Below are 11,953 nucleotides of genomic sequence, written 5' to 3'. Positions count from 1 at the left end.
AAATTCCTTCATTTTACAGACAATACATTTAGATGTAATCCAGCAGATAAATGTAAAAAGAGTAAGATGGAGGAATTCTTTATGAAAGCAACGGGCATTGTAAGAAGAATCGACGATTTGGGACGTGTGGTAATACCGAAAGAGATCCGGCGTACCCTGCGTCTTAGAGAGGGAACTCCCCTGGAAATCTTCACCGACAGAGAAGGTGAGATCATCCTGAAGAAATATTCACCCATGGCAGAATTGGGAAGCTTTGCTAAGCAGTATGCAGAGGCCTTGGCACAGGCGACAGGGCTGGCCGTCTGTGTTACCGACAGAGATCAAGTGATCGCGGTGGCAGGGACCGTCAAAAAGGAACTCTTGCAGAAGAGTATCAGCAAGCCCCTGGAACAGATGATCCTGAACAGGACCAACGTGATCGCGGGTAAGGATGACGGCCAGTTCATTCCCGTTACGGCTGAGGACACGGAGGAATACTCCGGCGAGGTGACGGCAGTGATTCTCTGTGAAGGAGATGCAATTGGATCCGTGATCATTCTGAGCAAAGACCCGAAGTATAAGATGGGTACCCTGGAGCAGAAGCTCGCACTGACTGCGGCAGGTTTTCTTGGAAGACAGATGGAAAGTTGACTCTGAATGTGATATGCTTAATACAGCAGATACCATCCGGTGCCTGCCTGTCGTCTGCATAACAGGAGGAGATTACAATGGAAAAAAAGGAACGGTATACATTTGGAGAATTGAAGGAAATCATTGCAGAGCTCCGCTCAGAGGATGGATGTCCCTGGGATAGGGCACAGACTCACGAAAGTATGAAAAAATGCCTCCAGGATGAATGTGAGGAGGTACTTCAGGCCATAGAGAATAAGGATACGGATAATTTATGTGAAGAGCTGGGCGATATCCTTTTTCAAGTGATGCTTCACAGCCAGATTGCAGAGGAGGATGGAGATTTTACCGTTGAGGACGTGATCTCGATGCTCTGCCGGAAAATGATACGGCGGCATCCTCATGTTTTTGGCAGCGGAAAGGACGGAGCGCCTGAGGAAAGCAAGGCCAGCTGGGACGAGATTAAAAATATGGAAAAAGAAGCCAGGAGAAAAGGGATAAAATTGTAGGAATCTAGGAAATTTCTTGACAAATCCATTATATCAGTTTATAAATAATGAAGAAGAGCATCGATTTCTACGAAACAAAACCTTAGGAGGAACTATTATTATGAACAAAACAGAGTTAATTGCAGCGGTTGCTGAGAAGACAGAGCTGTCTAAAAAAGATGCAGAGAAGGTTATCAAGGCTTTTACAGATGTTATTGCTGATGAAATGGCCAATGGCGGAAAAGTACAGTTGGTAGGATTCGGTACCTTTGAAGTATCCGAAAGAGCAGCCAGAGAGGGAAGAAATCCCAAGAGCGGCGAGACGATGACAATCCCGGCTTCTAAGGTTCCGAAGTTCAAAGCTGGTAAAGCATTGAAGGATATGGTAAACGCATAATTACTCTTAACAGTGATTCAGAACTGCCGCAGGGACTGCGGCAGTTTCTTTATTTCATAGGAAAGTGCGTCCTATGAAATAAAAAGCCCTCGGGGCAGAATGTACACGATGTACAGAGGAAGGCTGCTTTGCAGCCGCACATCGGGGCGCAAAGTTGACAAGCCCTTCAAAGATTGAAGGGAAGGGGAGTTTGAAGTGGGTTTACCCACTTTGTTCTAATAGGAGGATCTCATGAGATTAGATAAGTTTCTGAAGGTATCCCGCATCATCAAACGGCGTACCGTGGCCAATGAGGCCTGTGACGGCGGCCGTGTACTGGTCAATGACAGGCCGGCCAAAGCGTCTCTGAACGTGAAGGAAGGAGATATCATAGAAGTACAGTTTGGAAACCGCTCTGTAAAAGCGGAGGTTCTTAAGGTCCAGGAGAGCACAAAAAAAGAGGACGCGGGGGAAATGTACCGCTACCTGTAGTCATAGGGGCTTATCCTTCTGCATAGAATCCCAATAGGACAATGCAGAAGGGAGAGATTGGATGGAGGAACAGAGGCAGAGGGCGAAGCCCCATAAGGTGATGCTTGATAAACGAGCCCACGCAATGATAAGCGGTGTCCAGGAAGTGGTATCCTTTGATGAGAAGGAAGTGATCCTGGAGACAGAACAGGGGACTTTGACCATAAAGGGAGAAGATCTGAAGGTGAGCCGTCTTACCGTAGAGCAGGGTGAGGTGGATATCGGAGGCCGGATGGACAGCTTTGTTTATTCCGAGAGCCGCGGAAGAAAGGCGCAGGGAGAGTCCTTCCTAGGGCGTCTGTTTAAATAGCCTATGAGCGGGATGATTCGGGAAGAAGCGGACTTCCTTCTGGTGTCGGTTCTTTGGGGGGCCGGCCTTACGGTTGCGTATGACTGCTTTCGCATCGCAAGAACGGCGGTGAGACATGCTTCCTGGGCGGTTGCCATTGAAGATTTTATTTACTGGGTTTTTGCAGGCTTTGCACTGTTCTATCTTCTGTTTACCATGAACGACGGAAATGTCCGGTGGTATGCGCTGGCGGGCGCGGCATCCGGCATGTGGCTGTATCATATAACCCTGAGCCCGATTTTAGTGAAGATATTTGGAACAATATTCCAGTATATCCTGAAAGGGCTGGCCTTTCCGGCAAAAACTGCGGGGCGGCTATTGAAAAAGTGGACGAAATGCCTTACAATAAAAATAAGTGCAGCTTGGAAAAAGCGAGAGCAAAGACTGCAGGAGAAGAAAGCCCGGAGAGAACAGGCGCAGAAGAAAAAGGAAGACAGCGCTTTAAATGAGAAGGACCGCGGTGAAAAGCATGGAAGGAAGCAGAAGGAAAAAGCGTTACAAAAGACAGAGCAAAAAGGTCATTCTGGGGATTCTCCTGGTGGTGGCTCTATTAGGCGGCGCGGTGATGTATAAGACAAGGACATTGCAGGCCAAGGATGACCGGTATGCGGCCAGGGAAGAGAATATAAAGAGCCAGATCGAAAGCGAGGAGCAGAAAGCCTCGGAGCTGGAAGAACAGGAAATTTACGTAAAGACGAAGAAATACATAGAGGAGATCGCAAAGACAAAACTGGGACTGGTGATGCCCGGAGAGACGCTTTTAAAGCCGAAAAATAACGATTAATGATAGACCCTGGGCCATGGAAGGAGCCGGGGTCTTTTTCTGTCGAAAACTTTTATGCAGGGGCTGTCCCCTTTCGACAGCCTTCCCACGGACAAAACGTTATAATATTCTCTCAGGGAGGTATTGTAATGAAAAAGGAGACTTTTGTGCGGGCGGTCCTGGCTTTGGCCTTTGGCTTTATGCTGACAGCGTTTCTGGCCCAGGGGAAGACACTGGCCTCGATCGTGAGGACCGGAATGTATTTCAGTGTATTGTTTGTCGGATATAAATTTGGAGCAGGAATCGGCGCGGTAGCGGGGACAGGCTGTGGAATCATAGAAACCATCTGGCAGGGAGATTTGTCAGTGATGGGAATGCTTTGTCTGACGGGCGTGCTGGCGGGAGTTTTCCGAAGTCTCGGCCGTGCCGGCAGTACCTTGGGATTCCTGGCGGGGGCGGCGGCGGCAGGAATCGTCTATCTTCCCCAGGAGATCGATCAGGGAATCGTGGAGTTTTTTATTGCGGCTGCGGTCTTTCTGCTGATACCGAGGAGCCTGTGCCGGAAGACAGAAGTAAGGCAGGCGGCAGTTAGGCCATTTCCATTTTATATGCCGGGAAGGGAACGGACGGCGGCACAGCGGGTGCAGTCTGTATCGGATTCCATGGAAAAACTGGCGAGTACATTTTCCCAGTGCGGCGGGACAAGCTTTTCGAGGGAGCCGGATGAGTTTGTAGTCGAGGAAGGAATTCCGTCGGTATCGGGAGGAGAGATAGCCCTGCCGTTAGAGAATCTGGTCTGGAAGGGCCGTTATGAGGAATGCCGGGAAGCCGTGGCGGAAGGCTTTAAAGAGATGGAGCGGATCCTTTCTGAGCTTTCTGAGGACATCGAAGCGACAGAGGATATCTCAGATCAATATAAGGACAAGATTCGCAGAGAGCTGAGGCTCAGACGGATAAAGGTAGAGAATATCATGATCCTGGAAAAGGAGAATGAGAAGCGGGAAGCGTTTCTCACCGTCCAGGCATCGGGAAACCGCTGTATGACAGTGAGGGAACTGGCGGAGACCGTCAGCCGGACTGTGGAGGAAAAATTTCTTCCGTCCTTGGACAGCAGAAGGATCGTGACAAAAGAGCCCTGTACGGTAAGGCTGATAAAAGCGCCGGGCTACATGATGCTCCATGGCATAGCCAGGGCGTCCAGAGAAGGAGAAGAGCTGTCAGGGGATAACTTCACCTTCTGTTCCATTCCGGACGGACGTCTTCTGTTCGGTGTCGCCGATGGCATGGGATCCGGCAGGAGGGCGTTTCGGGACAGCGAAGTGGTGATGGAGCTTGCTGAACAGCTTTTATCCAGCGGCTTCAGCCTGGAAAGAGCCATCCGTCTGATGAATGCTGTTCTGCTGCTCAAGGATCAGGAACAGCGTCCCATCACCGTTGATCTGGCGGTGGCAGATCTGTATTCTGGAGTCTGTGAATTTGTAAAAGCCGGGGGAGTGACGACTTTTTTAAAACGGGGAAGGGAAATTGAGACCATAAAAGCGGACGGACTGCCGGCGGGAGTCATCAGCCGGGCCGAACCGGAAAGGCTGGAAAAACAGCTGCGTGACGGAGATAAGATCGTCATGGTGACGGACGGCGTTCTGGACGCTCTGGAGGGAGAGGATAAAGAGGAAACCATGAGAGAGGTCCTGTCCTGTACATCCGGGGAAAATCTTCAGGATGTGGCAGATGAGATTCTTCATTATGCCATGGTCTCCGGCACAGACTGTCGGGATGATATGACGGTGCTTACGATCGGGATCTGGAAAGCATGATACAAAATACTTTTTGGAATCATTTTTAATTAGTTCCGATTAAGCTCCAGTTAGTCACCGGCAGAAGTTCCGGACCGTCACGATTTCGGTTCGCTGGCGATGCAGGGACCGTCTTATCCCCGCTCCAGGAGTACCGCTCACATGTCGACAGGAAATCTTTATGATTTCCTGTCTCCTGTTCGCTCAGAAGCGGAATCGGTATTTCCGTTTCTGCCTCCCTCCGCCTGGGGAACACCGGTTTCTGCCCTGCAGCGCTCACCTTTATGCCGGCCCGAAATCTTTCTGTCGGCGCCCTGCCTGCCGCACCACGTTGGATGAATTTCATTTCTTAGATTCCAGAAAAGGATTAAATATCCACACGCCCGCGCGCCTAATGGCAGCGGGCTGCGGTGGATCGCCCCAATGATTTTCAAAACAAATGAGCTCTTATTTTGGTGCGGAAGAAAGAGCGAGAGGAAGGATCCGATTTCCTCTTGCTTTATAAACCAGATTAAGAAAGTTTGTTTGAAAGGTATTTAAAGGTATAGGCATACACTTGATTTCGCCTCCGAATTCAAGTATAGTATTAATTAACAGGAATTGGGAAACGGATCGTTTGGAGCCGGATACGAGGGAACGTGGTTCCGATGGTATGGATTATGAGGACTTAAGATGCTTCAGGAAGTATTGGACGTCATAAAAACGGAAGATTTGATGCGGGCAGGTGAGCTGGTCGTGGCCGGTGTTTCCGGCGGGGCAGACTCCATCTGCCTTCTTTCTGTGCTTTCGGAGCTTAAAGAACAACTGGGCATCCGGCTGTCAGCCGTCCACGTACATCATGGGATTCGTGGAGAAGAGGCGGAAAGAGATGCGGATTATGTCCGCCTTTTCTGCAGAGAAAGAGAGATTCCGTGCAGGGTCTTTTACCGGGATGTGCCGGCAGCTGCCAGAGAGAAAGGGCTTTCGCTGGAAGAGGCCGGCAGGCTGATCCGATATGAATGTTTTGCGGAGGCGCTTAAGGAATGGAACGGGGACCGGATGGCTGTGGCCCATAACAGGAACGACAATGCAGAGACTATCCTGTTCCATCTGTTCCGCGGGAGCGGTCTCAAAGGCCTGGCCGGAGTGGCTGTCAAAGGGCCGATGCCAGGAGGCCGTGTGGGAGGCCGGGAGGTGCTGGTGCGCCCGCTTCTTTTTGTTTCACGTAGGGAAATAGAGAGATATCTGGAAACGAAACAGATTGCGTACTGCCAGGACAGCACCAACATGTCGGAGGATTACAGCAGGAACCGAATTCGGCGCCAGATTCTCCCTCAGGCGGAATTGGTAAATCAGGAAGCCGTACTCCATATTGTCCAGGCGGCCGGCATGATAGGGGAGCTGGATAAATGGATGACAAAAACAGCCGGAGAATGGATTCAAAATTACTGCCGGTATGATTTTGATATGGGATGGGCAGGAAATGGAGCATTTATTCGGATACCCTCCGTGGAGCTTAAAGAGCTGGAGCCTGTCCAGGCCGGTTATGTGCTGAGACAGGTCATGGAGAGCCTGGCAGGAAGCCTTAAAGATATCACGAAGCGGCATACGGACAGCATACTGGAGCTGCTGGAGAAACAGTCCGGACGGTATGTGCATCTGCCGGGAGGCTTTACGGCGGAGAAAAGGTACGATGAATTATGGATAGGACGCCGGAGCAGACAGGAAATGGCGGGAGAGAATGCGGGCGGGCCGGAGGGGAGTTCCGGACGGGGATTTCTTTTAATGCCGGCTGAAAAAGAGCAGTCCCGTGAATTGTTTGGAGTCCGCGTACATTATCGGAAATTTCCCCGGGAGGGGGACGAAAAAATTCCGGAAAACAGGTATACGAAATGGTTTGATTATGATAAAATAAAAGACAGTCTTTGTCTGAGAGGCAGATGTCCGGGAGACTATTTTCAGGCTTTTCCGGATGGCAGAAGACAGACAGTAAAGGCGTATATGATAAATGAAAAGATCCCTTCCGGCAAACGGGGGAGGATTCCGATTCTGGCGGATGGAAGCCACGTGCTCTGGATCATAGGCGGGCGCATCAGCGAGGCTTATAAAGTGACAGAGGAGACAAAACAGATACTTGTGGTGACCGTCAGAAAAATAAGGAAAGAAATGGATTAAAATTCGAAAGAAAAGAGGATACTCGATATGGAAGATAAAATCAGGGTATTGATTCCTGAACAGGAAGTGGATGAGAAGGTAAAGGAGATCGGAAAAAGGATCAGCGAAGACTATGCGGGAAAATCTGTTCACCTCATATGTGTGCTGAAGGGCGGGGTGTTTTTCACATGTGAGCTGGCCAAACGGATCTCAGTTCCGGTATCTCTCGATTTTATGTCGGTTTCCAGCTATGGCTCAGGTACCGAATCCAGCGGCGTGGTGAAGATCGTCAAGGATCTGGATGAGCCCCTGGCCGGGAAACATGTACTGATCGTGGAGGATATCATTGATTCCGGCAGGACGCTCAGCTATCTGATCGAGATACTGAAGCAGAGGAACCCTGCGGATATCAGGATTTGTACCCTTCTTGACAAGCCTTCCAGGCGGGTGAAGAAGGAGGTCCAGGTAGACTATACCTGTTTCAGTATCCCCGACGAATTTGTAGTCGGATATGGGCTGGATTATGACCAGAAATACAGGAATCTGCCATACATTGGCGTGGTAGAGTTATAAAAGGAGGCTTTTGGATTGCAGAAGCAGAAAAGCGGGCTGGGATTCTATCTGGCGGTAGTGGCCGTGATTATCCTGGCATTTATGTGGATTCGTAAAGATTTACTCAAGGGGGACGTGTGGTCCTACCAGGAGTTTGTAGAGCAGGTAGAGCTTGGAAATGTGACCAAGGCGGAGATTTATCCCAACAAAGAAGTACCCACGGGATCGGTCAAGCTGTTCTTTAATAACGGCGGATCGCCGAGGACCTGGAATGTGGAGGATATCAAAGAGGTCAAGGAGCTTCTCCTGGACAGTGATATCGAGGTCCTGATGGACAGCATGCCGGAGGAAGATACCTTTTTCACAATCGTACTTCCGATCATCATCGGGATGCTGATCGTAGCGATGCTGGTCATGATGATCCTGAACCGCTCCATGTCCGGAGGCAGCAATCAGAAGATGATGAATTTTGGCAAGAGCCGGGCGAAGGTGGCCAGGGACGGCCAGGGTATCAATTTTAAAAAGGTGGCCGGCCTTGATGAAGAAAAAGAGGATCTGGCGGAAATTGTGGATTTTCTGAAAAGCCCTGGAAAATATATGAAGGTAGGCGCCAGAATCCCGAAGGGCGTGATCTTGGTGGGCCCCCCCGGAACCGGAAAGACTCTGCTGGCGAAGGCGGTGGCAGGAGAGGCGGGCGTACCATTCTTTAGTATTTCTGGTTCTGATTTCGTGGAAATGTTTGTGGGCGTCGGCGCTTCCCGTGTCCGCGATCTGTTTGAGGACGCGAAGAGAAGCGCTCCCTGTATCGTATTTATCGATGAGATCGATGCGGTAGCCAGACGGAGAGGCACCGGCATGGGCGGCGGCCATGATGAGAGAGAGCAGACTCTGAATCAGCTGCTCGTGGAGATGGACGGCTTCGGCGTCAACGAAGGGATCATCGTGATGGCAGCTACCAACCGGGTGGACATCCTGGATCCCGCTATCCTGCGTCCCGGCCGTTTTGACAGAAAGGTTGCGGTGGGAAGGCCCGATGTGAAAGGCCGTGAAGAGATCCTGCAGGTCCATGCCAAAGAAAAGCCATTATCGGAAGATGTGGACCTTAAGAAGGTCGCTCAGACTACGGCTGGATTTACCGGAGCGGATCTGGAAAATCTGATGAACGAGGCTGCTATACTGGCTGCGAAGGAAAACAGAGAGTATCTGAGCCAGAGGGATATCGAACGTTCCTTTGTTAAAGTTGGGATTGGAGCAGAGAAAAAGAGCAAGGTGATATCCGAGAAGGACAGAAGGATCACGGCCTACCACGAGAGCGGCCATGCTATTTTGTTCCATCTGCTTCCGGATGTGGGGCCTGTTCATACGGTATCCATCATCCCTACCGGCGTCGGCGCGGCCGGTTATACGATGCCTCTTCCGGAGCAGGATGAGATGTTCAATACCAGAGGCAGGATGTTCCAGGAGATTGAAGTCAGCCTGGGAGGCAGGATTGCTGAGGAATTGATTTTCGATGATATCACCACCGGCGCTTCCCAGGATATCAAGCGGGCTACGGAGATCGCTCGGGATATGGTCACAAAATATGGTATGTCTGAGCGAATCGGCATGATTTGTTATGGAAGCGATGATGACCAGGTATTTATTGGACGGGATCTGGCCCACACGAGGAGCTACGGAGAAGAGATTGCTTCCACGATCGATGAGGAAGTGAAACGGATCATAGATCATTCCTATGCCAGAGCGAGGAGCCTTTTGAAAGAGCATGAGGATATCCTTCATAAGAGCGCGGAGCTTTTGCTGACCAAGGAAAAGATCGGGCGTGAAGAGTTTGAGGCGTTGTTTGCATAGAAAATCAGGGATGTGAAATCGGTATCATAAAAAATGAGGGAAAAATCGCGAGGCTTTTATGAAATTTGATAGCAGACGGCGAAAGACTAAAATCATACGCCGTTAAAATTGCTAAAACTATTTTTCAAATCATGGAAACTTTGTGCACACTTAATCGTTGCACAATGCTATAATAAAAAACGTAAAAACCCCCCCCCAATACATTTTTATATAGTTTTGCTACACCCCATAAGAAAGAAATACCTTCTCCTAAAAAGGACAGCACATAAAAAGGCTGTCCTTTTTACTGTCTACTGGAAATTTGTGGAGAATGGCCGGTTTATCGGAAATGTCAGGTTGTGTAAAAAGGTATTTTGGTATAGAATGATACTGAGGTGGACTTTTATCCACCTGTTTGCATTTGAAATCAGGGAGATAAGGAGTGTTTGTATGCACCGTACTGATGGGATAAACAAACAGGCTCTTTTTAGTGATGAAACGGCGGGATACCGATGTCCGATGGAACCAGAGGCCGGAGACGAAGTGCTGATACGGTTCAGGACGGCGGCAGGGGATGTAGATTCTGTCTGTCTGCTGGAAGCAGAGAGCCTGAATGAGATCAAACTGATTCTTGCTGAGAGAGATGAAGTATTTGACTATTATGAAACACGGATACAATTGTCAGAAGCTCGTTTTGCATACTGCTTCCGTGTTGTAAAGGATACAGAAACCTGCTGGTATAATAAAACCGGAGTATCGGATGCGCCGGGGTGGGAATTTGCGTTCCGGATCGCCCCGGGCTTTTCCACTCCCGACTGGGCCAAGGGAGCCATTATGTATCAGATATTCGTGGACAGGTTCCGGAATGGCAGCAGCAAGAATGATACCAGGGACGGGGAGTATGTTTATGTGAATGACCAGCCGGTCCATCATGTGGAGAACTGGTACCAGTATCCGGAGTCTTTGGATGTGAATAACTTTTATGGAGGAGATCTGCAGGGCGTCCTGGAGAAGCTGGATTATATTAAGGGGCTTGGAGTAGAGGCGATATACTTTAATCCCTTGTTTGTGTCGCCCTCAAATCATAAATATGACATACAGGATTACGATTATATAGACCCTCATTTTGGAATGATCGTAAACGATACGGATAAGTCCGTAAGCGCCGGCGGAGAGAACAGAGAAGCAGGGCGGTATATTACCAGGGTGACGGATAAAGTGAACCTGGAAGCGAGCAATGCGTTCTTTGCGGAGTTTGTAGAAGCGGCCCACGAGAAGGGAATAAAGGTCATCCTGGACGGCGTGTTCAATCACTGCGGCTCTTATAATAAGTGGATGGACAGGGAACGGATTTATGAAAACCAGGAAGGTTATCAAAAGGGAGCTTATATCTCTTATGACAGCCCATATCGGGAGTTCTTTAAGTTCACCGGCGGACAGTGGCCGTATAACAACCACTATGACGGCTGGTGGGGATATGAAACACTTCCTAAGCTTAACTATGAAGAGTCCAGGGAATTGTATGAATATATTATGGAGATTGGACGAAAGTGGGTCTCACCTCCGTACAACGTGGACGGCTGGCGGCTGGATGTGGCGGCCGACCTGGGCCACAGTGAAGTGTTCAACCATCAGTTCTGGAGAGATTTCAGGAAAGCGGTCAAGGAGGCGAAGCCAGATGCGCTTATCCTGGCGGAGCATTATGGAGATCCCAGTAGCTGGCTGGACGGAGATCAGTGGGATACGGTGATGAATTATGATGCGTTTATGGAGCCTTTGACCTGGTTTCTGACCGGAATGGAAAAGCATAGTGACGAGCGACACGATGAGTATTATGGAGATGGAGAGCTCTTTTTTCAGATCATGTTCCGCCAGATGAGCCGTTTCCACGTACAGTCTCTGCAGGTGGCGATGAATGAGCTTTCCAACCACGACCACTCTCGTTTTCTGACGAGGACCAACCGAACGGCAGGCCGTACAGGGACACTGGGGCCGGAGGCGGCGGAAGCGGGCATAAAAAAAGGCGTCCTCCGAATGGCCGTGGTGGTTCAGATGACCTGGCCTGGCGCTCCTACGATTTATTATGGGGATGAAGCTGGGTTATGCGGATGGACCGACCCGGATAACCGACGGGGCTATCCCTGGGGCCGGGAAGATCTGGAGCTGATTGAATTTCACAAATACCTGACAAGGATACGAAAGAGTAACCCGGCGCTTAAGACGGGTTCCATAAAGCCGCTCCTGGCCGGCAGGAACCTGATTTGCTACGGGCGGTTTGAGGGAGATAACCGGCTGGTGATCGTGCTGAACAATAGTGATAAAGAACAGCAGGTACAGATTCCGGTCTGGGAGATCGGCGCAGCTGCAGAAACATTCATGGTCAGAATCATGCAGACCGCCTACAATAACTACAACAGCGGACGGCTGGCCATACCGGTGAAAGATGGAATGCTTACGGTGGATATGCCGCCGGAGAGCTCTATGATATTCAGGGAGATGGAAAACGTTGTCTGAAAGAGAAGGGCCGGTTCA

13 protein-coding genes are annotated in these 11,953 nt (G+C 49.9%); 12 read left to right on the top strand and 1 reads right to left on the bottom strand.

The annotated features are described in order from the left end of the window. The first annotated feature begins 81 nt into the window (after positions 1–81). The 8 genes from spoVT to H9Q78_RS07390 all read left to right on the top strand — a co-directional run bounded on the left by spoVT (position 82) and on the right by H9Q78_RS07390 (position 4,930). Positions 82–630 carry a stage V sporulation protein T gene (spoVT, locus tag H9Q78_RS07420; protein WP_283245043.1) on the top strand — a complete coding sequence of 183 codons (549 nt, stop codon included), beginning with the start codon at positions 82–84 and terminating at the stop codon, positions 628–630. A 77-nt stretch (positions 631–707) separates the two neighbouring features. After that, positions 708–1,118: a MazG family protein gene (locus H9Q78_RS07415; RefSeq protein WP_249300601.1), complete on the top strand. Its 411-nt coding sequence runs from the start codon at positions 708–710 to the stop codon at positions 1,116–1,118. Positions 1,119–1,218: 100 nt separating this feature from the next. Beyond that, positions 1,219–1,494: an HU family DNA-binding protein gene (locus H9Q78_RS07410; RefSeq protein ID WP_147596260.1), complete on the top strand. Its 276-nt coding sequence runs from the start codon at positions 1,219–1,221 to the stop codon at positions 1,492–1,494. Positions 1,495–1,725: 231 nt separating this feature from the next. Beyond that, the gene (locus H9Q78_RS07405; RefSeq protein ID WP_147596259.1) at positions 1,726–1,965 is read left to right on the top strand and encodes an RNA-binding S4 domain-containing protein; all 240 of its coding nucleotides are present in this window, start codon (positions 1,726–1,728) and stop codon (positions 1,963–1,965) included. A 61-nt stretch (positions 1,966–2,026) separates the two neighbouring features. Then, entirely contained in the window at positions 2,027–2,314 is a 288-nt protein-coding gene (gene yabP / locus H9Q78_RS07400; protein ID WP_147596258.1) for a sporulation protein YabP, read from the top strand. 3 nt (positions 2,315–2,317) lie between these two features. Further along, positions 2,318–2,926, top strand: coding sequence for a spore cortex biosynthesis protein YabQ (yabQ, locus tag H9Q78_RS14625; protein WP_408635147.1), 609 nt, complete (start codon positions 2,318–2,320; stop codon positions 2,924–2,926). Further along, on the top strand, positions 2,823–3,137 hold the full coding sequence (locus tag H9Q78_RS07395) for a septum formation initiator family protein (protein WP_408635146.1): 315 nt from the start codon (positions 2,823–2,825) through the stop codon (positions 3,135–3,137). The genes yabQ and H9Q78_RS07395 overlap by 104 nt, the downstream gene beginning before the upstream one ends. Positions 3,138–3,265: 128 nt before the next feature. Next, entirely contained in the window at positions 3,266–4,930 is a 1,665-nt protein-coding gene (locus H9Q78_RS07390; RefSeq protein WP_249300598.1) for a SpoIIE family protein phosphatase, read from the top strand. 25 nt (positions 4,931–4,955) lie between these two features. Here H9Q78_RS07390 and H9Q78_RS07385 read toward each other — a convergent pair whose 3' ends face one another. After that, positions 4,956–5,255: a hypothetical protein gene (locus H9Q78_RS07385; protein WP_249300596.1), complete on the bottom strand. Its 300-nt coding sequence runs from the start codon at positions 5,253–5,255 to the stop codon at positions 4,956–4,958. Between the two features lie 326 nt (positions 5,256–5,581). Here H9Q78_RS07385 and tilS point away from each other — a divergent pair, with 326 nt between their 5' ends. The 4 genes from tilS (at position 5,582) to H9Q78_RS07365 (ending at position 11,935) form a co-directional block, all read left to right on the top strand. After that, positions 5,582–7,063: a tRNA lysidine(34) synthetase TilS gene (gene tilS / locus H9Q78_RS07380; protein ID WP_249300593.1), complete on the top strand. Its 1,482-nt coding sequence runs from the start codon at positions 5,582–5,584 to the stop codon at positions 7,061–7,063. Positions 7,064–7,090: 27 nt separating this feature from the next. Then, entirely contained in the window at positions 7,091–7,615 is a 525-nt protein-coding gene (hpt, locus tag H9Q78_RS07375) for a hypoxanthine phosphoribosyltransferase (protein ID WP_249300591.1), read from the top strand. Positions 7,616–7,630: 15 nt separating this feature from the next. Beyond that, a complete protein-coding gene (gene ftsH / locus H9Q78_RS07370) occupies positions 7,631–9,442 on the top strand; it encodes an ATP-dependent zinc metalloprotease FtsH (RefSeq protein ID WP_249300589.1) in 1,812 nt (603 codons plus the stop codon). A gap of 429 nt (positions 9,443–9,871) precedes the next feature. Next, complete coding sequence (locus tag H9Q78_RS07365) at positions 9,872–11,935, top strand: glycoside hydrolase family 13 protein (protein ID WP_249300588.1); 2,064 nt, start codon at positions 9,872–9,874, stop codon at positions 11,933–11,935. Positions 11,936–11,953: the final 18 nt, after the last annotated feature.

It is taken from the genome of Qiania dongpingensis (genome assembly GCF_014337195.1).
Taxonomy (GTDB): domain Bacteria; phylum Bacillota; class Clostridia; order Lachnospirales; family Lachnospiraceae; genus Lientehia; species Lientehia dongpingensis.
The sequence above is the reverse complement of the archived record's forward strand: the minus strand, read 5'-3'. Positions and strand labels throughout refer to the sequence as shown.

What these genes read in the sequence shown, in the direction of transcription:
- H9Q78_RS07410 (WP_147596260.1), top strand. Translation starts at nt 1,219, where the DNA reads ATGAACAAAACAGAGTTAATTGCAGCGGTTGCTGAGAAGACAGAGCTG.
- yabP (WP_147596258.1), top strand. Translation starts at nt 2,027, where the DNA reads ATGGAGGAACAGAGGCAGAGGGCGAAGCCCCATAAGGTGATGCTTGAT.
- H9Q78_RS07365 (WP_249300588.1), top strand. Translation starts at nt 9,872, where the DNA reads ATGCACCGTACTGATGGGATAAACAAACAGGCTCTTTTTAGTGATGAA.
- H9Q78_RS07395 (WP_408635146.1), top strand. Translation starts at nt 2,823, where the DNA reads ATGGAAGGAAGCAGAAGGAAAAAGCGTTACAAAAGACAGAGCAAAAAG.
- H9Q78_RS07385 (WP_249300596.1), bottom strand. Translation starts at nt 5,255, where the DNA reads ATGAAATTCATCCAACGTGGTGCGGCAGGCAGGGCGCCGACAGAAAGA.
- yabQ (WP_408635147.1), top strand. Translation starts at nt 2,318, where the DNA reads ATGAGCGGGATGATTCGGGAAGAAGCGGACTTCCTTCTGGTGTCGGTT.
- hpt (WP_249300591.1), top strand. Translation starts at nt 7,091, where the DNA reads ATGGAAGATAAAATCAGGGTATTGATTCCTGAACAGGAAGTGGATGAG.
- H9Q78_RS07405 (WP_147596259.1), top strand. Translation starts at nt 1,726, where the DNA reads ATGAGATTAGATAAGTTTCTGAAGGTATCCCGCATCATCAAACGGCGT.
- tilS (WP_249300593.1), top strand. Translation starts at nt 5,582, where the DNA reads ATGCTTCAGGAAGTATTGGACGTCATAAAAACGGAAGATTTGATGCGG.
- H9Q78_RS07390 (WP_249300598.1), top strand. Translation starts at nt 3,266, where the DNA reads ATGAAAAAGGAGACTTTTGTGCGGGCGGTCCTGGCTTTGGCCTTTGGC.
- H9Q78_RS07415 (WP_249300601.1), top strand. Translation starts at nt 708, where the DNA reads ATGGAAAAAAAGGAACGGTATACATTTGGAGAATTGAAGGAAATCATT.
- spoVT (WP_283245043.1), top strand. Translation starts at nt 82, where the DNA reads ATGAAAGCAACGGGCATTGTAAGAAGAATCGACGATTTGGGACGTGTG.